Consider the following 22,622-nt stretch of genomic DNA (forward strand, 5'->3'; position numbering starts at 1 on the left):
CGGGTGTGACGCGCCCCCTAGGATTGCGTCCCATGAAGGTCCTCTCCGCTGTCGCCTGGCCGTACGCCAACGGGCCGCGGCACCTCGGCCACGTGGCCGGGTTCGCCGTCCCCTCTGACGTCTTCAGCCGGTACATGCGCATGGCGGGCCACGACGTGCTCATGGTCAGCGGCACCGACGAGCACGGCACCCCGATCCTGGTGCAGGCCGACAAGGAGGGCACCACCGCCCGCGAGCTGGCCGACAAGAACAACCGGGTCATCGCCGAGGAGCTCGCCGACCTCGGCTGCTCCTACGACCTGTTCACCCGAACCACGACGGCCAACCACTACGCCGTGGCTCAGGAGCTGTTCACCCAGGTCTGGAAGAACGGCTACATGATCGAGCGCACCACCAAGGGCGCCATCTCCCCGTCGACCGGACGCACCCTGCCCGACCGCTACATCGAGGGCACCTGCCCCATCTGCGGCTACCCCGAGGCGCGCGGCGACCAGTGCGACAACTGCGGCAACCAGCTCGACCCCACCGAGCTGAAGGACCCCAGGTCCAAGATCAACGGTGAGACACCGGAGTTCATCGAGACCCAGCACTTCTTCCTCGACCTGCCCGCGCTCGCCGACGCGCTGCGCGAGTGGCTCGAGGAGCGCGAGGCGTCGGGCACCTGGCGGCCCAACGTCATCAAGTTCAGCCTCAACATCCTCGACGACATCAAGCCCCGCGCGATGACCCGCGACATCGACTGGGGCATCCCGGTGCCGCTCGACGGCTGGCGCGAGCAGCCCACCAAGCGGCTCTACGTGTGGTTCGACGCCGTCATCGGCTACCTCTCGGCGTCCATCGAGTGGGCCCGCCGGCTCGGCGAGCCCGAGCGCTGGCGCGAGTGGTGGAACGACCCCGAGGCGCTCACCTACTACTTCATGGGCAAGGACAACATCACGTTCCACTCCCAGATCTGGCCGGCCGAGCTCATCGGGTATGCCGGCAAGGGGGCTCGCGGGGGAGAGCCCGGTCCCTACGGGGTGCTCAACCTGCCCACAGAGGTCGTCTCGAGCGAGTACCTCACGATGGAGAGCAAGCAGTTCTCCTCCTCCCGCGGGCACGTCATCTACGTGCGCGACGTGCTCTCGCGCTACCAGCCCGACGCGCTGCGCTACTTCCTCTGCGCTGCGGGCCCGGAGAACCAGGACGCCGACTTCTCCTGGCGCGAGTTCGTCACCCGCACCAACAGCGAGCTCGTCGCCGGCTGGGGCAACCTGGTCAACCGCACGGCGTCGATGATCGCCAAGAGCTTCGGTGAGATCCCGCCCGCTGCCGAGCTCACCGCCGACGACGAGGCGCTGCTGGCCAAGGTGAGCGAGGGCTTCGACACCGTCGGCGGCCTCATCGGCCGGCACCGGCTGCGCCAGGCGATCGGCGAGGCCATGCGCGTGGTGGGCGAGGTGAACAAGTACGTCACCGACCAGGCGCCGTTCAAGCTCAAGGGCGAGGACGAGCGCGAGCGGCTCGGCACGATCCTGCACGTCACGGCGCAGGCGGTCGTCGACCTCAACACCATGCTCAGCCCCTTCCTGCCGCACTCGTCCAACGCGGTGCACGCGACCTTCGGCGGCGAGGGGCAGTTCATGCCGATGCCCCGCGTCGTCGAGGTCACCGACCTCGACGACGGCCACCCCTACCCGGTCATCACCGGTGAGTACTCCTCGACCCCGTCGTGGGAGTCCCGTCCGGTGCGTGTTGGGGCCCCTGTGAGCAAGCCCACTCCGGTGTTCCAGAAGCTCGACGAGTCCGTGGTCGAGGAGGAGCTGAAGCGGCTGCAGGGTGACGCCGATGACGAGGCCGATGGCGACGCCTGACCCGTCCCGTAAGGCGGGCGGTCGTCGTGTGCCCACGGCCCCCGACCCGCTGCCCATCCCGGTGGTCGACAACCACACCCACCTCGACATCGCGCGGGACGGCGAGGAGCCGTCCGACGTGGCCGAGGTGGTCGCGGCCGCCGCCGCCGTCGGGGTCGACCGGCTCGTGCAGATCGGGTGCGACCTGCCCGGTGCACGCTTCACGGTGGAGCTCGTCGACAAGCACCCTGTGATCCTCGGCGGGGTGGCCCTCCACCCCAACGAGGCGCCCCGTCTCGCCGCGGCCGGGACGCTCGACGCGGCATACGAGGAGATCGAGGCGCTCGCCGCCCACCCCAGGATCCGCGTGGTCGGCGAGACCGGTCTCGACTACCTCCGCACCGGTCCGGATGGTGTTGGCGTGCAACAGGATTCGTTCCGTTGGCACATCGACCTGGCCAAGCGCCTCGGCAAGGCTCTGCAGATCCATGACCGCGACGCCCACGACGACGTGCTGCGCATCCTCGACGAGGAGGGAGCGCCCGAGCGCACCGTGATGCACTGCTTCAGTGGCGACGTCGCGGTCGCCCGCGCCTGCGTCGACCGGGGCTTCCTGCTGTCGTTCGCGGGCACGGTCACGTTCAAGAACGCCCGTCCCCTCCGCGACGCCCTGGCGGTCACCCCGGTGGAGCAGGTGCTCGTCGAGACCGACGCTCCCTACCTGGCCCCGACGCCGTGGCGCGGAGCGGCCAACGCGCCCTACCTGGTGCCGCTGACGGTGCGCGTCATGGCCGACGTCATGGGGGTCGCCGTACCCACCCTGTGCGCGGCGCTGAGCGCCAACTCGGAGCGCGTGTACGGCCCCTGGTGACCCGGACGGCGGGCCGCGGCCAGATCGGCGTAGTCAGTAATGGCACCGATGTAGTTCCCGCAGGCTATTGACTTCGGCGTTACCAAAATTTGACCTCCGCCCCAATCGCGGTCATGGTGGATGACTGTTAGCCGGGTTCGGTTTGTCCCCTGGCGGCACGCCCCCGGGGTGTTGGAAGGCCGATGACGGTGGACCGACACCCCCTTTTCACCGTTGGACGGTGCCCCTGTCTCACACGCAGGGTGTGCGCTGTCACCCCCGCGTGCGCCTGTTCCGATGCCCGGGAAGTTCGAGCACTGGAGCATCGTGATCTCTCGTTCGGTCAGACGCGTCGCGCAAGGCGCCGTGGTGACGACCCTCGTCGCAGGCGCAGTGGGCGTTTCCTACTTCGACAAGTCCGTGAACCTCTCCGTGGATGGCAAGACCTCGTCCGTGCGCTCCTTCGGAGGCACCGTGGCAGACGTCCTGGAGAAGCAGAACATCCGCGTCGGCGAGCACGACGTGGTCGTTCCCTCGGCCGACAGCAAGATCCAGGACGGCCAGAAGATCGTCGTCCGCTACGGCCGCAAGCTCACCGTCACCGTCGACGGCAAGACGCGTGAGTACTGGACCACCGCCACCACGGTCGCGTCCGCGCTGCAGGAGCTCGGTATCCGTGCCGACTCCGCGAAGCTGTCGGCCTCCCGCTCGCAGACCCTCGGCCGCGAGGGCCTGAGCCTGACCGTCTCGACGCCGAAGTCCGTGGCGGTCCGCGTCGACGGCAAGAACCTGGCGACCGCCTCCACCGGCCTGACGGTCAAGGAGGCGCTCGCCGACCTGCGCATCACGGTCGACCGCGACGACCGGGTCAAGCCCGGCCTCAACGCCCCCATCAGCGACGGGCTCAAGATCGCCGTCCAGCGCGTGAGCACCAAGACCGTCACGGCGACGCAGGCCATCGGGTTCGGCACGGTGGAGAAGAGCGACTCCTCGCTGTTCAAGGGCCAGAGCAAGACCGTGAAGGCCGGCCGTGAGGGCGCCAAGGTCGTGACCTACCGCCTGGTGACCGTGGACGGCAAGACCGAGAGCAAGAAGGCGCTCAAGTCGGTCGTCACCCAGCAGCCGGTCGCCCGTGTCGTGGCGGTGGGCACCAAGCCCCGCCCTGTGGCCGACAGCGGCTCCACCGGCGGCTCGAGCACCGGCTCGGGCGGCGCCATCAACCTGGCCCGCGCCGACATGTGGGACCGCATCGCTGAGTGCGAGTCCAGCGGCAACTGGTCGATCAACACCGGCAACGGCTACTACGGCGGCCTGCAGTTCGACATCCAGACCTGGCTGGGCGCCGGCGGCGGCGACTTCGCCTCGCGGGCCGACCTGGCCTCGCGGGAGGAGCAGATCACCGTGGCGAACCGGGTCTACGAGGACCGCGGCCTGCAGCCGTGGGGCTGCGCCCACGCGGCCTGACCTCGCCAACGAGCAGCGGCAGCGCCCCGGACCCCCGCGGTCCGGGGCGCTGCCGCTGCTCTGGTCGCTGTCCTGACGGTTTCCGCGGTCCCCTAGGCTCGCCCCCATGACCGAGCAGGAGACCAGCGGGTACCTCGGGGCTGCCCAGATCCGCGAGCTCGCCGCAGGTCTGGGGCTCAGACCCACCAAGCAGTGGGGCCAGAACTTCGTCGTCGACGCCAACACGGTCAAACGGATCGTCCGGCTGGCGGGTGTGGGCGCCGCCGACAGCGTGGTCGAGGTCGGTCCCGGCCTCGGCTCCCTCACCCTCGCCCTGCTGCCCGAGGCCGGGCACGTCACCGCGGTGGAGGTGGACCCGGCCCTGGCCGGCGCCCTGCCCTCGACGGTGCGCCGCCTCGCCCCTGCCTACGCGGACCGGCTCACCCTGGTGCACGCCGATGCGCTGAAGGTCCGAGAGCTCCCCGACCCGCAGCCCACCGCGCTCGTGGCGAACCTGCCCTACAACGTCTCCGTGCCGGTCGTGCTCGGCTTCCTCGAGGCCTTCCCGACCCTCGAGCGCGTCCTCGTGATGGTGCAGCTCGAGGTGGCCGAGCGGCTGGCCGCGGCCCCGGGCTCGAAGGTCTACGGGGTGCCGAGCCTGAAGGCCGCGTGGTACACCGACGTCAGGCTGGCCGGCACCGTCTCGCGCAACGTGTTCTGGCCGGTGCCGAACGTCGACTCCGGCCTGGTGGCGATGACGCGCCGTGAGCCCCCCTCGACCGCCGCGCCGCGTGAGGACGTGTTCGCCTGCATCGACGCCGCGTTCGCACAGCGCCGCAAGACGCTGCGAGCCGCCCTGGCCGGCTGGGCCGGGTCGCCTGCCCGGGCAGAGGAGCTGCTGCGGGCAGCCGGCATCGACCCGCGCACCAGGGGTGAGCAGCTGGGCATCGAGGAGTTCGCTTCGATAGCAGCGGCCCGGCTGGCCTAGGGTGGGGCGCATGACGTCTGCGACCGTGCCGTCCTCGTCGGCGACGGTGCGTGTCCCGGCGAAGGTCAACCTCGAGCTGCTCGTCGGCCCGCGGCGCGAGGACGGCTTCCACAGCCTCTCGACCGTCTACCACGCCGTCAGCCTCTTCGACGAGGTGACCGTCTCGTACGCCGACGAGTGGGGGCTGGAGGTCTGCGGGCCACGGGCCGAGGGCGTGCCCACCGACGGCAGCAACCTCGCCGCCCGGGCGGCTCAGCTCCTGGCCCGCGCCGGCGGCGTCGACGAGCCGGTGCACATCCGCATCCGCAAGGACATCCCCGTCGCGGGCGGCATGGCCGGCGGTTCCGCCGACGCGGCCGCTGCTCTCGTGGCGTGCGACCACCTGTGGGGGCTCGCGATGACGCGTGAGGAGCTCGAGGAGCTCGCGGCCGAGCTCGGCAGCGACGTCCCGTTCCTCCTGGCAGGGGGTACCGCGATGGGGTCGGGCCGGGGTGAGGTCCTCGCCCCGGTGCTCGCCCGCGGCACCTACCACTGGGTCTTCGCCCTCAGCGACGGCGGGCTCTCCACCCCTGCGGTGTATGCCGAGTGCGACCGGCTCCGCGAGGGCCGGCACGTTCCCGAGCCGGCGCCCAGCCCGGCCATGATGACGGCCCTGCGCTCGGGCGACGCCCACGCGCTGGGCCGGGCCCTGACCAACGACCTGCAGGCCGCGTCGATCCACCTCAGGCCCGAGCTCGGGGACGTCCTCGACGCCGGGCTGGAGTTCGGCGCTCTCGGCGGCGTCGTCTCGGGCTCGGGCCCCACGGTGGCCTTCCTGGTCGAGGACACCGAGGCCGCCCTTGACCTGGCAGTGTCGCTGACCGCCTCCGGCACGGTCCAGGACGTGCGGCGGGCCACCGGCCCAGCCCATGGCGCCCACCTCGTGGCAGGGCCACGGCCGTAGCTGATGGTGAACCTGATCTCGGTCGAGCGGGCCTCGCTCGCCCTCGGGACTGCCCATGTCCTCGACGAGGTGTCCCTCGGCGTCAACGGTGGCGCGCGCATCGGCGTCGTCGGCCGCAACGGGGGTGGCAAGTCCACCCTGATGCGGGTGCTCGCCGGCCTCCAGCCGGTCGACTCCGGCCGCGTGACGCGCGCCGGGGACGCCTCGTTCGGGATGCTGGCCCAGGCCGACGACCTCGACCCGGAGGCGACGGTGCGCCAGGCCGTGCTCGGCGACCTCGCGGAGCACGTGTGGGCCGGTGACGCCCGGGTCCGCGACGTGATGACGGGCCTGCTCGGTGGTGTCGGTGCCGAGGCCGTGGGCGGGCTGGAGGCCCGCGTCGGCCCGCTGTCGGGTGGCGAGCGCCGACGCCTCGCGCTGGCCCGGCTGCTGGTCGCGAACCCGGACGTGCTGCTGCTCGACGAGCCGACCAACCACCTCGACGTGGAGGGGGTCGCCTGGCTGGCCGAGCACCTGGTGCGCCACCGGGCCAGGCCCGACAACGCGCTGGTCGCGATCACCCACGACCGGTGGTTCCTCGACGCGGTGGCCACCATGACGTGGGAGGTCGTCGGCGGGCAGGTCCAGGACTACGAAGGCGGCTACGCGGCATACGTGCTCGCAAAGGCCGAGCGCGAGCGGATGGCGGCCGTCACGGCGGAGCGCCGCGACAACCTCCTGCGCAAGGAGCTCGCGTGGCTGCGGCGAGGCGCCCCGGCGCGCACCAGCAAGCCGAAGTTCCGGATCGAGGCGGCGAACCAGCTGATCGCCGATGAGCCACCGCCGCGCGACGACGTGGAGCTGCTGAGGTTCGCGACCACGCGCCTGGGCAAGGACGTCATCGACCTGCTCGACGCCAGCGTCGAGCTCGGCGGTCGGGTGCTGCTCGACCGCATCACGTGGAGGCTCGCGCCGGGGGAGCGGGTCGGCATCGTGGGGGTCAACGGGGCGGGCAAGTCGACGCTGCTGCGGGTGGTCGCCGGCGAGGTGCCCCTGTCCTCGGGCAAGCGCAAGGTGGGGGCGACGGTGCAGGTCGCCTACCTCTCGCAGGAGGTGCGCGAGCTCGAGCGGTATGCCGGGTGGCGCGTCATCGAGGCCATCGAGGACGTGCGCAAGTACATCCGCCTGGGGAAGAAGGAGATCAGCGCCTCGCAGCTGGCCCAGCGCCTCGGCTTCACCGGCGGACGGCAGCAGACCCGCGTCAGCGACCTGTCGGGCGGCGAGCGACGGCGGCTCCAGCTGACCCGGCTGCTGATGTCGGAGCCGAACGTGCTGCTGCTCGACGAGCCGACGAACGACCTCGACATCGAGACCCTCACCTCGCTGGAGGACGTGCTCGACGGCTGGGCGGGCACCCTCCTGGTCGTCTCGCACGACCGTTACCTGCTCGAGCGGCTCTGCGACCGGCAGGTGGCCCTCATGGGTGACGGTCGGGTGCGGGACCTGCCGGGAGGGGTCGAGCAGTACCTCGATCTCCGCCACGAGCAGGAGGAGGCTGCCGCCGTGTCAGGGGCGGCGCAGCCCGCGACGCCCACGGCACCTCAGGCAGCGGGTCCGTCGGCCGCCGAGCTGCGGGAGGCCCGCAAGGACATGGCCCGCATCGAGAAGCAGCTGGCCCGGCTCGCCGAGCGCGAGGAGCGGCTGCACACCGCAATGGTCGAGGCGGCCACCGACCACGCCAAGGTGCTCGAGCTCAACCGCCAGCTGCGCGAGATCGTCGACGAGCGGGAGGCGCTCGAGCTCGAGTGGCTCGCCGCTGCCGACGTCGTGGGTTGACGAGGGGCGCCGACCTCAGCCGGCGGGCCGCATGTGGGACCACGGGCGGTCGAGGCGGAAGAGCCTGCCCGTGACCTCGACCGGCTTGATCTCGACGATGCTGAACTTTGCCGTGGGTACCCAGGGGCGCAGTGGGAGGTTCTCGGCCTGGTCCGCCTCCTCGCCCTGGAGCTCGCGAGCCGTGCCTCGCACGACGACGCTGGTGGCTTGTTCCTCGTCGTAGTGGTCGATCTCGAACGCCACGTCGTGGTTCATCGTGATGCCGAGGAGCTTGCTGCCCTCCGCGGTCCGGAAGACGATCCGTCCCCGGTGCACGACGTAGTTGATCGGGACGATGTGCACCTCGTTGACGAGGTGGAACGCGAGCCGGCCGAACTCCTGCTGCCGGAGGAGCTCCCAGCAGTCGAGCTCGGGCAGCTCGGTGACGACCTCGTGGTTGTTGTCCATGAGCCCTCCTCGGCCGCTGTTGGTGGTGCGCCAAAAGTAGGACGAACCGCGCGGGCTGCGGATGGGCCGAAAGACTCAGCCGTTGCGGCTGTCAGCTCTCGAACGGGCTGAGCAGCCGACGGAGCAGGTCGGCCAGCTGGGTCCGCTGCCGTTCGGGGAGCTCGGCCAGGAGCTCGCGCTCACGGGCGAGCAGGTCGGCCATCGCGGCGTCGACGGTGCGCTTCCCGCTCTCGGTGAGCTGGACGATGACGCCGCGCCGGTCGTGCGGGTCAGGGCTGCGCTCGACGAGGCCGCGCCGCTCGAGGCGGTCGACCCGGTTGGTCATGGTCCCGCTGGTGACCAGGGTCTGCTGGACGAGCTGCCCGGGGGAGAGGCGGTAGGGGTCGCCCGCGCGGCGCAGGGCCGACAGGACGTCGAACTCCCACCCCTCGAGCGAGTGGCGGGCGAAGGCCTGGGCACGGTCGAGGTCGAGGCGTCGAGCGAGCCGGGAGACGCGTGAGAGCACGTGCAGCGGTGCGACGTCGAGGTCGGGCCGCTCTCGACTCCAGGCTTCGACGATCCGGTCGACGTCGTCGGCGGGCGCGCTCATGCTTGGCATCGTACTCGCCATCAAGTATCTTGACATCAAGATACTTGATGGAGGAGCTGTGATGTCGAACCGTTGGGACCCCGCCCAGTACGCCCGCTTCGCCGACCACCGGGGTCGTCCGTTCAGGGACCTGCTGACCCAGGTGGGTGCCGAGGACCCGCGCCTGGTCGTCGACCTCGGGTGCGGGAACGGGCCCCTCACGCTGACGCTCGCCGACCGCTGGCCGCGGGCGCGTGTCGTGGGCGTCGACTCCTCGCCCCAGATGCTGGAGTCGGCCCGTGAGCTCGACTCGGACGCCCGGGTCGAGTGGGTGGAGGCCGACCTCGCCACCTGGGACATCGCCTCCCTCGGTGCGCGGCCGGACGTGGTCGTCACCAATGCGACCCTGCAGTGGGTGCGCGGCCATCGCGACCTGCTGCCCGGGTGGATCGGTGCCATCACGACCGGCGGCTGGTTCGCCATGCAGGTGCCGGCGAACCTCGCGGCGCCGTCGCACCAGCTGATGCGCGACGTCGCAGCCGACCATCCGGCCGCGGAGCACCTGCGCGCCGACCTCGCGCGGATCGGGGCCGCCGAGCCGGCCGACTACGTCGAGGACCTCAGTGCCCTCGGCTGTGTGGTGGACGCCTGGGAGACCACGTACCAGCACATCCTGGATCCTGAGGGGCGACAGGAGAACCCGGTGCTCGAGTGGGTGCGCGGCACGGGTCTGCGCCCGGTGCTCGACGCCCTCATCGACGAGGGCGAGCGGGCGGCCTTCCTGGCCGACTACGACGCGCGTCTCCGCGCGGCATACCCCCGGAGGGCCTATGGGGTCCTGCTGCCGTTCCGACGTGTCTTCGCCGTGGCCCACAAGGTCGAAAATCGCTGACCTGCAACGAGTTTGCGATCGGCGGCGTGCTCCTGAGGCGCGGCGGGCCGCCGCTGATGGTCCTCCCGAAGTGGGGTCCGTGGTCCGCCCAAACCGGGACGTTCGGCCCTGAGGTCCCCTGTCGGCGGATCGAGAGACTGCTCATGCATCAAGAGATCGCAGTTTCAACCACCGCCGGAGATCCCGGCAGAGCGAAGGACAGAGCAATGCGCAAGACCATGGACAAGCTCGTCTCCTGGACCGGCCTCATCGTGGCCGCCGTCCTCCTCGTCGCAGGCGGACTGCTCACCTGGGCCAGCAACTTCGTCGCCCAGAACGTCAAGGAGCAGCTGACCGCGCAGCACATCACGATGCCGGTCGAGGAGAGGTTCCCCGAGGGGCACGAGGACGCCCTCGCCCCCTTCGCCGGCCAGCCGATGGAGAACGGCCAGCAGGCCAAGGCCTACGCCGACCACTACATCCTGGTCCACATGAACGAGTCGAGCGGCGGCAAGACCTACTCCGAGGTCAGCTCCGCGTTCAACAAGATGAAGGCCGACCCCAACGCCGACCAGGCTGAGGTGACCAAGCTCGGCGAGCTGCGTCAGTCGCTCTTCATGGGCAGCACGCTCCGCGGCCTCCTGCTCTACGGCTACGCGTTCGACACCATCGGTCGGATCGCCGGCTACGCCGCCATCGGCGCCTTCGTCGGAGCGGGCCTCATGCTCGTCCTCGGCCTGATGGGTCTGCGCCACGCGGCTCGCGAGCCCGAGGTCCAGTACATCGAGACCCCGACCCGCGGCCAGGCCGTCACCGCCTGACACGCCACCGCTTCCCCCGCGACACGGGCCCTGGGACCACCTCCCGGGGCCCCTGTCGTATGCCGTGGGGCGGCGCTCAGTCCCGGGTCGACCGCAGGTCAGGCTTCTTCTCCAGGTTGGCCAGGCCGTTCCAGGCCAGGTTCACCAGGTGGGCGGCGACGTCGGTCTTCTTCATCTTGGGGGAGTCGAGCCACCACTGGCCGGTCAGGGCCACCATGCCCACCAGCATCTGGGCGTAGAGCGGAGCGGCCTTCGGGTCGAGCTTCCGGTTCTTGAACTCCGCGGCGAGGATGTGCTCGACCTGGGAGGCGACGTCGGAGATCAGGGTCGCGAACGACCCGGTGGACTGCCCTGCCGGGCTGTCGCGCACGAGGATGCGGAAGCCGTCCTTGGAGCTCTCGATGTAGTCGAGCAGGGCGAGCGCGGCACGCTCGAGGGTCGTGCGGCTGCCCTCGTCGGCCGTGAGGGCGCCGGTGATGCCGCCGAGCAGGGCCGCGATCTCACGGTCGACCACGACGGCATACAGGCCCTCCTTGCCGCCGAAGTGCTCGTAGACAACCGGTTTGGAGACGCTCGCCTTGGAGGCGATCTCCTCGACGGTCGTGCCCTCGAAGCCCTTGGCGGCGAACAGCCTCCGGCCCACGTCGATCAGCTGCTCGCGCCGCTGCTTGCCCGTCATGCGGGCGCGCACGGTGGCGATGGCCTCTTTCTCGCGCTGGTCAGTCACACGCGCCATCATGCCTGTCGTGTGGTCGCGGACTGTGGAGCGGGCAGGGAGCGGGCCGGGAGCGCCGTTCCGTGGTGCGGGTCCGCGTTGGCTACCCTGTGCGCAGTCCTGCTCTCAGGACGTTCCCCGGTTGGTCTGCTGGCAGGGCCCGCCTGACTTTGAATCAGGACAAGCGACGTAGGTTCGATTCCTACCCGGGGAGCCAAACCCACAGGTCAGCGGCTTGCGGCATCGGCGTCGGGCTTCTCATCGGGCCGATTTGCTAACGGGTTTGCTAACACGAGCTGGTCGGAATCGACGGGCTCGTCGACCACGGCGGCGAAGATCTGGGCCACCTCGACGGCCTGGTCGCGCAGCACGTGGGCGTAGACCCGCAGGGTGATGGCCGGGTCGGCGTGGCCCAGCCGTGCGGCCACCACATGCACCGGGATGCCGGCCTTGAGCAGCAGGGTGGCGTGCACGTGGCGCAGGTCGTGCAGCCGCATCGGGGGCAGGACGGGCTTGTCGTGCCCGGTGTTGATCGCCTGGATGGTGCGGCGCATGAGCGAGCCGGCGACGTCGGGGAAGAGCGGTGAGCCGATCTCCATGCGGAACACGTGGCCGCCCTCGACCCACGACCCGCAGGCCCGCTCCCGCTCCTTGGCCTGGCGTTCGGCGTGCTCGCGCAGGACGGCGACGGTGCCGGCGTCGATGCCCACGGTCCTGACTCGGCCGGTCTTCGTGGTTCCCTCCACCCGCCGGCCCCCGACCATGGTCACCGAGCCGCGGACGACGATGTGCGGGTGGTCGCCGTCGAGCTCGACGTCGTCCCAGCGCAGGTGCAACAGCTCGCCCCGACGGGCGCCGGTGTAGGCGGCCAGCCGGAAGAAGGCGTAGAGCCGGTGGGTCGAGACGGCGTCGAGGAACGTGCGCAGCTGCGCTGCGTCCCAGACGTCGTGGACCTGGACGACGGCGTCTGTCTTCGGGCGTTTGGCCCGCTCAGCCGGGTTGGAGGTGAGGATCTGGTCCGTGCGCACCGCGTCGTTGAAGGCCTTGCGCAGCACGGCATGCACGTAGCCGACCGTCCGTGGTGAGAGCGGCTGGCCGTTGCGCCCGCCCTCGGTGAGGAGCGTCCGGTAGAGACTGCTCAGTGTGGTGGGACGGACGCTCTGCAGCTGCATGCGGCCGATCCGCGGCACGACGTAGCTGCGGATCAGCGACTGGTAGTCGTGATGGGTCTTGGGCTTGACCTCGAGGGCGTGCGCCTCGAGCCACTGAGCCAGGTACTGCTCGACGCTGATCCGATTCCGGTCGACGTACTCACCACGACGGGCCGAGACCCGTGCAGCGTCACGGGCGGCCTTGGCGTCGGCTTCGGTCCGGAAGCCACCGACCCACCGGGGCTTGCTCACCCCGGCGGCGTCGGTGACCCGGATGACGTACGACCAGGAGCCGCCTCGGCGGATGACCCCGTCACGGAGCACCGGCATCAGGCCACGTTGCGCAGCGACTCGACGAACGCGATGACGTCGGCGCCGCGGACGCGTCGAACCCGGTCGATCCGTACCGAGGGCAGCACGCCTGCCCGGACCAGCTCGTAGACCTTCGACCGGCTCAGGCTGAGGTGCTGGGCGACCTCGGGGATCCGGTACAGCAGCTTCTCGTCCATCAGTTCTCCTTGTGTCATGCCGCACTGTGCACGGCTGGGGGTGGGGTTGCCGAACGGTTGTCCACAGGGGGCGGGTCCGCGCCGGCCAGAAGGGCCTTGGCCTGCTCGTACTGGGCCTTGCGTCGGCGGCGGTCGAGCATCGACTGCATGACGACGTGGGCCCAGTCGGCCTGGGTGACGGGGACTTCTTCCCAGACGAAGCGGGGCTGGCCGTCGTTGGTGAGGACGTCGGCAGCCATGCGGCCGGCAGCTTGGGGCTCGATGCCGGCGGCCTCGAGGACTTGCTCGACGACGGCGCGTCGGTCGGCCCGGTGGGTGCTGAGGGTCTTGCCGGACCAACCGCGGGAGACGAGCACCCGTCGGCCGCCGAGGCCGAGGTGCTCCCGGTCGTGGGCCTTGGAGGCGCAGTGGCCGGGGACCAGTCCGGGCCCGGGGTTCTTCGGCTGGACGCCGTACCGGAGCCAGTTGGCGCACTCGGGGGAGCAGGGCAGCCAGCGGATCTCGTCGTGGAGCCGGTCGATGTGGGCGTCGTAGTCCGGGTCGGGGGCGTCCTCATCGGTGTAGGTGTCGGCGACCGACTTGGTCAGGTACTTCGTCAGGTAGCGCACGGCGCGGTCGGAGTCCTTGCTGCCGCCGAGGACGCCCTTGACGTCGACCTGGCGGCCGAAGGTGACCACGTGCGCCGGCTGGGCGTCCGGGTCGTCGTCGATGTCGTCGAGGGCCTGCTCCCACGTGGTGAGCGGGTAGCCGGTGTCGGGGTCGCGGTAGTGACCGTCGTCCCACACCGGGGTGCGGTGCCCGTAGACGACGGTGTCCATCTGGGGCCACCACAACGCCACGTAGGTGGCGGCAGTGACGGCCTTGAGCGTGGCCCGGGGGATGGCGCCGCGCAGGGCGACGTGGAAGTGCGGGGCGAGGCGCATCTGGGCCTCGATGGCGCCGAAGTACTGCACCCGGTAGCCGGCCGAGCGGCGCAGGTTCTGGAACCAGCGGTCCATCAGCTTCGCGAAGTGCAGTGCGTCCAAAGCGGCGCGGCGGTAGTCGTAGCGGTCGGGACGTGCCGGCACGCCGCGGCCGGGGCGCACCTTGCCGTAGCTGTCGAGGGTGAGGGTGACGAACATGGAGGGCCGGTAGGCCGTGCCGTCCGGGGCGGTGAAGACGGTGCCGACGGTGCGGTCCTCGCGTGGACGCTGCGGCAGGTCCGGCATCCCCTCGGGGCGACGGGTGGATCGGGTGCGCCGCTGGCCCGTGCCGTTTTCTCCGTCCTCGGTGGTGGGGGAGTCGTCGATTTCCGCTGCTGAGTCTTCGCCGAGCTCATCCTCCTGTGTGAATCGTTCGCTGCGCTCGGGCTCCTCGGACAGGTGCCAGCCCTCGGTGCACTGCGTCATCCGCAGCCGGCGAGCCCGGGCGGCGCAGGGAGGACACTTCGAGTCCAACGTCGACCCGCAGTCGAGGGCCTTGACCACCGAGTCGCCAGTGCTGCGGTCGGTGACCCGGCGCAGGACGGGACGCACGCACACGCCCTCGCGAACCGCCACGTGGCGGACGAGCTCGTCGCTGATCGGAAGGAGGCCCACCCCTCCATTGAGGGTCGCGGAGGGCGTCTAGTCCCATGTATGTCCGATTTTCCGGCACTTCTTTACCGAAACTTGAATATCGCTGTGGGGCAACAACTTTCAGTCCACACGGTTGGGCCAAATACGTCTGGTTCGTGCCGGTAGCCGTAGCGCGGCAACCGGGATCTTGGTCCGCTGCGAATCGGCGTTACGACGGAGGCTGCATGCCAGATGCGTGACGATCAGACGCTCCACTGCGGTTCAGTCAGCTCGCGTATCCGGGTCGTCCGGCCGCCACTCGGGTCGGTAGCGGGGGTGATCGCTGTAGACGGCTGCTGCGATCCTGAGCGACTGGCAGGGGTAGGGCTCCTCGCATGTCACGCAGACGATGCGCGGCGTGCCGGGAATCGGGGACGGGGCATCGTCGTGGCAGAACAACATCTCGCGCTTCAGCGCGGTCTCGGAAAGGATCCTCCAGCCGGTCGCGCTGACGCGGCCATCGTCCGTCAGAGCGAGACGCGAGTCCTCCAGGGCGGTCCTCGCCACGCTCTCGTGGGCCAGACGCTCATCATCTTCGATCCGTGATTGAAGGAACTCCTGGATGCTCATGACGGCATGCTTTCGCACCAAATCCGAGGGCGCCCATCGCGGCATTTCCTGACGTTCTTCGTGTCGTGAGCGGCAACGTCAGCCGTGCAGTTCCATTCGGTGCTCGAGAGGCTCGTCCGCGGGCCAGTCCTCTGGCAATCCCATCTCGACGAAGCCAGCCCGTTCATAAGACCTCTTCGCCCAGGTGTTGTCGCTGCGCACCATCAGGTAAGTGGACCGGCCTTGCCCGGCAGCCCAGCCGACCACCGCGTTGATGAGTTGCCGCGCAACGCCATGGCCGCGGGCCTCCGGCGCCACCCACATCGAGATCAGCTCGACCCACTTCTCGTTCGTCGGGTTTCCGCTAACGACGCCGAGCACGCTCGTTCCTTCCTGCGCCACGAGTGTCAGCGGCACCTGTTTGAGCCGTGACTGCCACTGCGCGGCCGGAGCATCGACCCAGTCGGCGTAGCGCGAGCCGAAGGCGGTCGGCGACTCGGACAACGACGCAAGCCGCACTTCCCGGAACTTTTCCCAGTCGGCGGGCCCGATACGTGTGATCTCCATCGGGGGAACCTAGCAACGCTCGCGAGGACCATCGTGCAGTCCCTGCACGATCCGCCACGGAACGCGGCAAGAGCGTGCGTCGCTCGCGGCGCGAAGGGCAGGATTGCGGCATGGCCGACAAGCAGTGGTTCGCAGTGCGCACGATCGTCGCCAACAACGAGAACCGCCCGTGGGGACCGACGAATCTCGATCCCGGCCAGATCGATTACGAAGAGCGCATCACCCTTTGGCGCGCCCAGAGCGCTGAGGCAGCCATCGCCTTGGCCGAGGACGAGTGTCAGCGTTACGTGGAGGACCTGGGCGGTGACGTGCTCGAGCTAAGCCAGTGCTACGCCTTGGCCATGAAACCCGGACATGGAGTCGAGGTCTTCTCACTCATCCGCCGCAGCGAACTCCTACCCGATCAGTACCTTGATCGCCATTTCGACACCGGCACCGAGCATCAGTCCGCCGCAGGTTGAGCGCACTGACAGCGGCATGTGAGTGCGATCTGGTGTCTGGCGGCTGCGTTGGGTATGTCTGGGCATGTGACCGCACAAGATGATAGCTCCGTTCGGTGGCTGGCCGAGGTCGGCGACCCCGCTGTCCGTGCGATGGCGCGAGCGGAGTTCATGGATGAGCCGTCATCGGTCGAGCAGACCCTGTCGAGTCCGGTGGTTGCTGCGCTTCTGTCCGATCATTGGGAGCGTGATCACGGGCTGGACCCGTACGCGAAGTGGGCCGGAGCCCACTGGCGGCTGGTGTCTGCCGCCGAGCTGGGAGTACCCGCCGGTGAGGCACGAGCGTTGCGAATCTGCGACACGGTGCTCGCACACTGGACAGACCGCAGGCGCCTGACCGAGGTGAGGCTCGTTCGAGGCCTGGCCAGACGGTGTGCCTCCCAGGAGGGCAACGCTGTCGCGGCGGCCACGCGCTTCGGAATGGCGAAGGACCCTCGTGTCGGCAGACTCGTCGAGCGTCTCCTTTCATGCCAATGGCCCGATGGCGGATGGAACTGCGACCTCCGTCCGGACGCCACGCACTCTTCGTTCCACGAGACGCTGCCGGCCTTGTGGGGCCTGCACGAGTACGCCAGTGCGACGGGCGACCGTGCATGCCAGGCAGCCGTTCTGGCGGCTTGTGAGCTGCTGCTCCAACACGAGCTCGTGTTCTCCCGGCGCACCGGACAACCGATCCACCCGTCCTTCACCCGCCCGCACTATCCGCCGTACTGGCATTACGACCTCCTGCAGGCGCTGCTCGTCGTCCACCGGGCCGGACTAGGGAACGACCCGCGCACTGAACGAGCCCGGCAAATTCTCGTGGCGCGGCGCAACAGGGACGGGACGTGGCGGGCGGTCGATCGCTGGTGGCGCCCACCAGATGGTGGAAGAAGCGGTGTCGAGGCGGTCGACTGGGGGCAGGTGGCCCACCAGATGGTCACGCTCAACGCCCTTCGGGTCGGGGCCGGCCGCGGTTAGCCTGACGCACGGATCTGGGCATGACCGCGGGGACAGCGGCATGAGGGGACGCTCGGCAGTCAGGTAAGGGCGCCGGCGACCTGCCACGCGACCCCTGCGAGTGCGCATATGCCGAGCGTTCGCAGGACGCTCCACTTGAGGCGGAAGGTCGTCAGGAAACCGAGGATCGTGATGGCCACTGCGGACCAGGCGACGGTTCCGGGGACGGGCAGGCTCGTTTTGACCGGTCCCCACGTGTGCTGCTGGGTGTCGGAGAACAGGGTGTGAAGTGCGAAGTAGAGAGCGAGGTTGGCGATGACGCCGACGACGGCGGCGGTGATGCCCGACAGTGCCGCGGAGAGGCTGTGGTTGGCACGGAGGCGCTCAACGTAGGGGGCTCCGAGGACCACGAAGAGGATCGAGGGAACGAACGTCACCCACGTCGTCAGGAGCGAGGCGATGACTGCTGCCACCCACGGGTTCAGCGAGCCGGGGTCGTGATAGGCCCCGAGGAACGCGACGAACTGGACGACCATGATGAGAGGCCCGGGGGTCGTTTCGGCGAGGGCGAGGCCGTGGACCATCTGGCTGCCGGTCAGCCAGTGGTAGGTGTTGACGGCCTGCTGGGCGACGTAGGCCAGGACGGCGTAGGCGCCGCCGAAGGTGACCACGGCGGCACCGGAGAAGAACTTGCCCTGTTCGACGAAGACGCTGTTGGTGCCGAAGGCGGCCGCTGCGGCGGCGACGGGGGCTAACCAGAGCACCAGCCCGGTGACCAGCACGAGCAGGCTGTGTCGTTGTGATGGCCGCTCGTGGTGGAGTGCGGCGTCGCTGATGAGGGGTTGCGGCCCTGTGGTTCTCTCGGCGGTCGGTGCCTGCGGGGTGGTCTTGGTGGCGCGGCCGATCAGCCACCCGATCAGGGCTGCGGCGGCGATCACGACCGGGAAGGGGACGGCGAAGAAGGCCAGGGCGATGAGGGAACAGGCGGCGACGACGACCTTCCATCGTGCGGTTAGGACCCGGCCGCCGACCCGGACGAGGGCTTGGACAACGATCGCGATGACGGCGGGCCCCAAGCCGAGGAAAACGGCCTCCACCGCAGTGGTGTCCCCGTAGCCGACGTAGATGGCGGAGAGCGCGAGTAGGACCACGACTCCGGGGAGCACAAACAGCACACCGGCGATGAGGGCTCCTCGGATCCCGTTGAGGAGCCATCCGACGTAGGTCGCCAGCTGTTGCGCCTCAGGGCCGGGCAGCAGTGTGCAGAAACTGAGGGCGAACAGGAACCGCTGCTGACCGATCCAGCGGCGTTCTTCGACCAGCATCCGCTGCATGACGGCGATCTGCCCGGCCGGGCCACCGAAGGTCTGCAAGGACACCAGGAACCAAGCACGCGTGGCCTCGCGCAGGGGGACAACGTCCGAGCCGTTCGGGCTCCTGTGGCCGGGCTTCCAGTTCTGCACGGGGACACACTCCCACCGAGGCCGACCCAGCACGCCGCTGTTCGCTCATCGGCACGGTCGAAACGTCCTCAACTCGGCACGAGCGGATCGCGGCATGACCGGACGTTCGGGTGCCACCCACGAAAGCCCCGCTCTCTGCTCGGCTGATGCCTACCTCGACGGTTGCACGACGCCCTGGCTGCTACCCGCCTTGGGGGACACGATCAGGAACTCCGCCACGACGTCGTCCAACTGGCAGAGGAACACAGAGCCGTCACGGTCCGCATCTCCAGGCGTGCAACCGGAGTGATCGGTGAATTCGGTGAGGGCACTGTCGACGGACCGGATGCGGAACGTGACGTACTGCTGGCCACCGCTGTCGCAGTCATCGAGGACTTCCGGCTGACTCACGCTGTGGAAGTCCGTGCTGAGGATTGTGGCAAGCCGCTCTGCGTCGTGGGACCCCTTGGTACTGCAGCTGTACGGCTGCGCCGAGCAGGCACCCGTAAGCCCTGCCGCCGCCAATATTGCTACCGCGGCCAACGCGGCAGCTCGCATGGCACCGAAACGCATGCGCGCACCGTACATGGGGGTCAGCCGTCAGCCGGTGATCCTCCTTCAACACCCGCACGAGGCATTTCGAGCGGTCCGCGTCGTGCCCTCGCCTGCGTGTCCGCTCACGGGCACGCCCGCACGGACGGCGGCAGATGAGTGAAAGTCAACCGACGTCTCCATCAAAGTTCTGGATTGGTTCGATGGCGGTTGTGCAGCAGACCTCCGACCGCGTACCCACCGAACATGAGGAATAGCCCAACAACCAAGCTGAGGTAGGCCCACCGGATCGTGGCGTCCGTCTGTTCCCCCCATATCCGACAGTCGTAAAAGCGCGCCCCCATCCCCTGCCCGTGGTCCTGCGCCGCGCTCCAAACCGAGGGGCACCCGGGGCCACCTGGAGGCGTGATCGCGAACAAGACAACCACCGTGGCCAGGGCCAACAGCGGCGGCCATGCCCAGCGCCAGGGGCTTGCTGCGTGACGCAGTGATCTCATCCGGCGACGGTACAGCGTTCGTTCGCAATAGCTGACCGAGTTGTCGCAGCCCCGACACGCCGAACCAAAATCCTCAACTCGGCATGACCGGCGTTGTCTCGGCCGTGTCGGCGATTTGAGTTCCGTCCGACTCGCGGCATGTGCGTGCGTCAATGCAGATGTCCGGCTCTCACGGAACGTGGGCTCTAGCCCTTTGCTGCCAGTCGGAGACGTGCAACTTCATACGCCATCACGAGCGCCGATACCCGGACGTACTCGATCGACGGGGACCGCGAGTACGACTCGGGACCCGCCAGCCAACCGAAAAGGTCCTCGTCATTCGTCTCCTGAATGGCGTGGACCAAGCCGCGAAGCTGCTGGACGTCTGCCGCATCTATGGCCTCTGCCCGAGCGCCGTCATCTGTGATGCCAAACAGATGCACCCATGGCAGCAAGTGCTGCAACGCGGGCGGTAGGCGCAGTGCCACATCGTCGCTCGTCACACAGGCACACTCTCATGGCGTGACCACAAGGCATCCGCACATCGGGGCGGCCTCAAGGGGTCGACGCAACACTTCCTTGATTCGACTGCGTCGAGGAGGTTGCGGTGGGGCATGGCGACTATGAGCGGTTGACGCCGGAGGCGATCGACCAGGTGTGGGTTCGGTTGCGGGCCGGGCAGGCGGCGAAGCCGACAGCGCGGGAGCTCGGGTTATGCACGGGCACGGTGCGGGGGTATCTGTTGCGGTGCGGCGGGATCAGACCGGAGCCGCGGCGGCGGGCGACGGGCCGGCTGAGCTTGGCGGAACGCGAGGAGATCTCCCGCGGGCTCGCGGCAGGCGAGTCGATCCGGGCGATCGCGGGCGCGTTGGGCAGGTCGCCGTCGACGGTCAGCCGGGAGGTCTCTCGCAATGGCGGTGTTCGGTTGTACCGGGCGGCGCGGGCGGACCAGCAGGCCTGGGCTCGAGCCGCCCGACCGAAGGCGTGCAAGCTCGCCGGCCATCCGGTGCTGCGTGCCATCGTGGAGGACAAGCTCCAGCGCCGCTGGTCCCCGCAGCAGATCGCCGGCTGGCTGAAGCTGGCCTATCCCAGACTCCCGGAGATGCAGGTGTCCCACGAGGGCATCTACCGCACCCTCTACGTGCAGTCCCGCGGCGCGCTGCGCAAGGAGCTGACCCGCTACCTGCGCACCGGCCGGGCAATCCGACGACCCAAGGGTGTCCGACTGCCCGATGGCCGTGGGGGTCGCCCGAACACGCTGCACATCTCCGAGCGGCCGCCCGAGGTCGAGGATCGGGCGGTGCCCGGGCACTGGGAAGGCGATCTGGTGTTCGGCAAGGGCATGAGCCCGGTGGCCACTCTGGTGGAACGGTCCACGAGGTATCTAATGCTCGTCGCGCTGCCCGCCGGGAACCACCAGGCCGACGCCGTCGCCGACGCTCTCGCTGCAGCGATCACCACGCTGCCGCAGCAGCTGGCCAAGTCCTTGACCTGGGACCTGGGCCACGAGATGGCCCAGCACCAACGGTTCACCGTCGCCACCGGTGTCCAGGTCTACTTCTGCGACCCCAAGTCGCCCTGGCAGCGCGGCAGCAACGAGAACACCAACGGGCTGCTGCGTCAGTACCTGCCTAGAAGGCTGGACTTCCGCACCTTGACCCAGGCCGACCTCGACGCCATCGCCCAAGAGCTCAACGAACGACCTCGACAGACCCTGAAGTTCAAGACACCATCACAAGCACTGGCAGAGGTGTTGCGATGACCGCCTGAACCCGCAGGCAGATCCGTGCGTTTCAGCTCCGATGACATCGCCCGGCAACTTGCCCGGTGCACTTGCGGCGATGTGGCATTGACGAATTGACCTCTGAGAAAGATCAAGGCGCGGCTCCGCCGCGCTGGCCGAGGCCTGCGGCCCCGGCCGTGCCGGGCATGCGGCCTGGCGGCCGTTCCGGGCGCGGCCGGTTCCGCGAGCCGCCGGCCATCAGCACCGCGAGCACCAGGCCACGAGGAAGGTCACCCTCGAGCCGCCGACCCGACGCGGCAGCATCCGGCAGTCCTCCGAGCCGGTCAAGCCCTCGCTTACGTCGGGTCGAGGTGCACACTCCGTGTGCCGGCGCCCCACCTTTGCGTCCAACGGAGAGGCCTTGACAGTCTCTCCGGCCTGCCTACTTGCTCCGCCATCGGGTCCGCGCCTCTTTCTGCCCTGGCGTTCGTCGAACGAGGGCGCCGGGAGCGATACCTTGCCTGCGTGGCAGCCCCGCCGACCGTACGCGAGTTTCGCCTCGTCCCCGCTACAACCAGCAGGGCATGGGAAGACGGCAGGTATCAGCGAACCTTCGAGCATCACTTCCTGGACTTCCTGATCAACGGGCGCAGTCTGCGTGACATCACTCATGAGCCCGACATGGTCACGCCACTGTCCCGTCCCTGGCTCGAGGACGTACTCACCGAGGTAGAGCGGTTACTGGGTCGACGGGAGACGGATGGGTTGTCCGCAGGGCGGGCGGCCCTGCTCGTCTGCCGCGTCGACGGTGATATCGCTTGTGGAGCCCTGACGGCACGGGTGCACATCACGGATGCTCACGTCGGCTGGACGGATTGGCTTTGGGAGACCCACCGGGGCGGTTCAGCAGTCGAGAACGATCCCGGCGATCTTCTGTTCGACCGCGCAGCCTACGAAGCCGAACTAGCCGGGGCACTCGCCGGCGTCCAGGCGCTGCCCTACGACGAGCTCGCTCACCGCGGAAAGCGATTCCTCTGGCCTTGGGAGTGGGGTTGGCGAATGGTGGCCCGAGAAGAGTGATGGTCCGTCGCGCGCAGTTCGGATGGCCGGGCTTGCTAACAAATTGCTAACCAGAGGGTCCAACGGTGTGGACTTCGGCGGAATCGCGGACCGAAGTCTGAGCACGAAACCGGGCCAACCGTAGGAGCGGAACTAACCCGGAACGAGCTTTGAATCAGGACAAGCGACGTAGGTTCGATTCCTACCCGGGGAGCCAAACCCACATGGGCGTCCAACCGCTCGAAGAGTGATGCAAGAACGGCGCCC

General features: G+C 69.1%; 23 protein-coding genes and 1 tRNA gene. 13 read left to right on the forward strand and 11 right to left on the reverse strand.

The window, feature by feature from the left end; translation table 11 throughout:
• Window positions 1-32: 32 nt before the first annotated feature.
• The 6 genes from metG to P0Y31_RS15135 all read left to right on the forward strand — a co-directional run bounded on the left by metG (window position 33) and on the right by P0Y31_RS15135 (window position 7,871).
• A complete protein-coding gene (gene metG / locus P0Y31_RS15110) occupies window positions 33-1,853 on the forward strand; it encodes a methionine--tRNA ligase (protein WP_275870811.1) in 1,821 nt (606 codons plus the stop codon).
• The gene (locus P0Y31_RS15115) at window positions 1,840-2,703 is read left to right on the forward strand and encodes a TatD family hydrolase (RefSeq protein ID WP_275871291.1); all 864 of its coding nucleotides are present in this window, start codon (window positions 1,840-1,842) and stop codon (window positions 2,701-2,703) included. Before metG ends, P0Y31_RS15115 begins: the two co-directional genes overlap by 14 nt.
• 348 nt (window positions 2,704-3,051) lie before the next feature.
• Window positions 3,052-4,146: a resuscitation-promoting factor gene (locus P0Y31_RS15120; RefSeq protein WP_275870813.1), complete on the forward strand. Its 1,095-nt coding sequence runs from the start codon at window positions 3,052-3,054 to the stop codon at window positions 4,144-4,146.
• A gap of 106 nt (window positions 4,147-4,252) precedes the next feature.
• A complete protein-coding gene (rsmA, locus tag P0Y31_RS15125; RefSeq protein WP_275870815.1) occupies window positions 4,253-5,113 on the forward strand; it encodes a 16S rRNA (adenine(1518)-N(6)/adenine(1519)-N(6))-dimethyltransferase RsmA in 861 nt (286 codons plus the stop codon).
• Between the two features lie 10 nt (window positions 5,114-5,123).
• On the forward strand, window positions 5,124-6,056 hold the full coding sequence (locus P0Y31_RS15130; protein WP_275870817.1) for a 4-(cytidine 5'-diphospho)-2-C-methyl-D-erythritol kinase: 933 nt from the start codon (window positions 5,124-5,126) through the stop codon (window positions 6,054-6,056).
• A gap of 3 nt (window positions 6,057-6,059) precedes the next feature.
• Window positions 6,060-7,871, forward strand: coding sequence for an ABC-F family ATP-binding cassette domain-containing protein (locus P0Y31_RS15135; protein WP_275870819.1), 1,812 nt, complete (start codon window positions 6,060-6,062; stop codon window positions 7,869-7,871).
• A gap of 15 nt (window positions 7,872-7,886) precedes the next feature.
• On the opposite strand, the gene P0Y31_RS15140 is transcribed toward P0Y31_RS15135, so the two are convergent.
• Both P0Y31_RS15140 and P0Y31_RS15145 read right to left on the reverse strand, forming a co-directional pair.
• Window positions 7,887-8,318 (reverse strand): pyridoxamine 5'-phosphate oxidase family protein, encoded by a 432-nt coding sequence (locus P0Y31_RS15140; protein ID WP_275870821.1) that lies wholly within the window; start codon window positions 8,316-8,318, stop codon window positions 7,887-7,889.
• Between the two features lie 91 nt (window positions 8,319-8,409).
• Entirely contained in the window at window positions 8,410-8,907 is a 498-nt protein-coding gene (locus P0Y31_RS15145) for a MarR family transcriptional regulator (RefSeq protein WP_275870823.1), read from the reverse strand.
• 61 nt (window positions 8,908-8,968) lie between these two features.
• Between P0Y31_RS15145 and P0Y31_RS15150 the strand changes: the two genes are divergently transcribed.
• Window positions 8,969-9,778 (forward strand): methyltransferase domain-containing protein, encoded by an 810-nt coding sequence (locus tag P0Y31_RS15150; RefSeq protein WP_275870826.1) that lies wholly within the window; start codon window positions 8,969-8,971, stop codon window positions 9,776-9,778.
• Between the two features lie 206 nt (window positions 9,779-9,984).
• On the forward strand, window positions 9,985-10,578 hold the full coding sequence (locus tag P0Y31_RS15155) for a hypothetical protein (protein ID WP_275870829.1): 594 nt from the start codon (window positions 9,985-9,987) through the stop codon (window positions 10,576-10,578).
• Between the two features lie 76 nt (window positions 10,579-10,654).
• Here P0Y31_RS15155 and P0Y31_RS15160 read toward each other — a convergent pair whose 3' ends face one another.
• Entirely contained in the window at window positions 10,655-11,257 is a 603-nt protein-coding gene (locus P0Y31_RS15160) for a TetR/AcrR family transcriptional regulator (protein ID WP_275871293.1), read from the reverse strand.
• Between the two features lie 171 nt (window positions 11,258-11,428).
• On the opposite strand from P0Y31_RS15160, the gene P0Y31_RS15165 reads away from it, so the two are divergent.
• Window positions 11,429-11,510 (forward strand) — tRNA-Gln (locus P0Y31_RS15165).
• 10 nt (window positions 11,511-11,520) lie between these two features.
• Here P0Y31_RS15165 and P0Y31_RS15170 read toward each other — a convergent pair.
• The 5 genes from P0Y31_RS15170 to P0Y31_RS15190 form a co-directional block, all read right to left on the reverse strand.
• Window positions 11,521-12,774: a site-specific integrase gene (locus tag P0Y31_RS15170; protein WP_275870831.1), complete on the reverse strand. Its 1,254-nt coding sequence runs from the start codon at window positions 12,772-12,774 to the stop codon at window positions 11,521-11,523.
• On the reverse strand, window positions 12,774-12,953 hold the full coding sequence (locus P0Y31_RS15175) for a helix-turn-helix domain-containing protein (protein WP_275870835.1): 180 nt from the start codon (window positions 12,951-12,953) through the stop codon (window positions 12,774-12,776). The genes P0Y31_RS15170 and P0Y31_RS15175 overlap by 1 nt, the downstream gene beginning before the upstream one ends.
• A 14-nt stretch (window positions 12,954-12,967) precedes the next feature.
• The gene (locus P0Y31_RS15180) at window positions 12,968-14,530 is read right to left on the reverse strand and encodes a replication initiator (protein ID WP_275870838.1); all 1,563 of its coding nucleotides are present in this window, start codon (window positions 14,528-14,530) and stop codon (window positions 12,968-12,970) included.
• A gap of 240 nt (window positions 14,531-14,770) precedes the next feature.
• Entirely contained in the window at window positions 14,771-15,118 is a 348-nt protein-coding gene (locus P0Y31_RS15185) for a DUF6221 family protein (protein WP_275870841.1), read from the reverse strand.
• A gap of 78 nt (window positions 15,119-15,196) precedes the next feature.
• Window positions 15,197-15,664 (reverse strand): GNAT family N-acetyltransferase, encoded by a 468-nt coding sequence (locus P0Y31_RS15190; protein ID WP_275870843.1) that lies wholly within the window; start codon window positions 15,662-15,664, stop codon window positions 15,197-15,199.
• 110 nt (window positions 15,665-15,774) lie between these two features.
• On the opposite strand from P0Y31_RS15190, the gene P0Y31_RS15195 reads away from it, so the two are divergent.
• Both P0Y31_RS15195 and P0Y31_RS15200 read left to right on the forward strand, forming a co-directional pair.
• Complete coding sequence (locus P0Y31_RS15195) at window positions 15,775-16,125, forward strand: hypothetical protein (RefSeq protein ID WP_275870846.1); 351 nt, start codon at window positions 15,775-15,777, stop codon at window positions 16,123-16,125.
• Between the two features lie 150 nt (window positions 16,126-16,275).
• On the forward strand, window positions 16,276-17,124 hold the full coding sequence (locus P0Y31_RS15200; RefSeq protein WP_275870849.1) for a hypothetical protein: 849 nt from the start codon (window positions 16,276-16,278) through the stop codon (window positions 17,122-17,124).
• A gap of 59 nt (window positions 17,125-17,183) precedes the next feature.
• On the opposite strand, the gene chrA is transcribed toward P0Y31_RS15200, so the two are convergent.
• The 3 genes from chrA to P0Y31_RS15215 form a co-directional block, all read right to left on the reverse strand.
• Window positions 17,184-18,566: a chromate efflux transporter gene (gene chrA, locus P0Y31_RS15205; RefSeq protein ID WP_275870852.1), complete on the reverse strand. Its 1,383-nt coding sequence runs from the start codon at window positions 18,564-18,566 to the stop codon at window positions 17,184-17,186.
• A 150-nt stretch (window positions 18,567-18,716) separates the two neighbouring features.
• The gene (locus P0Y31_RS15210; RefSeq protein ID WP_275870855.1) at window positions 18,717-19,118 is read right to left on the reverse strand and encodes a hypothetical protein; all 402 of its coding nucleotides are present in this window, start codon (window positions 19,116-19,118) and stop codon (window positions 18,717-18,719) included.
• Between the two features lie 1,076 nt (window positions 19,119-20,194).
• Window positions 20,195-20,485 carry a hypothetical protein gene (locus tag P0Y31_RS15215; RefSeq protein WP_275871306.1) on the reverse strand — a complete coding sequence of 97 codons (291 nt, stop codon included), beginning with the start codon at window positions 20,483-20,485 and terminating at the stop codon, window positions 20,195-20,197.
• On the opposite strand from P0Y31_RS15215, the gene P0Y31_RS15220 reads away from it, so the two are divergent.
• Complete coding sequence (locus P0Y31_RS15220; protein ID WP_275870857.1) at window positions 20,373-21,335, forward strand: IS30 family transposase; 963 nt, start codon at window positions 20,373-20,375, stop codon at window positions 21,333-21,335. The two genes, P0Y31_RS15215 and P0Y31_RS15220, sit on opposite strands and share 113 nt — an antisense overlap.
• A 486-nt stretch (window positions 21,336-21,821) precedes the next feature.
• Window positions 21,822-22,376: a hypothetical protein gene (locus tag P0Y31_RS15225; protein ID WP_275870861.1), complete on the forward strand. Its 555-nt coding sequence runs from the start codon at window positions 21,822-21,824 to the stop codon at window positions 22,374-22,376.
• Window positions 22,377-22,622: the final 246 nt, after the last annotated feature.

Source organism: Knoellia sp. 3-2P3, assembly GCF_029223115.1.
Taxonomy (GTDB): Bacteria; Actinomycetota; Actinomycetes; order Actinomycetales; family Dermatophilaceae; genus Pedococcus_A.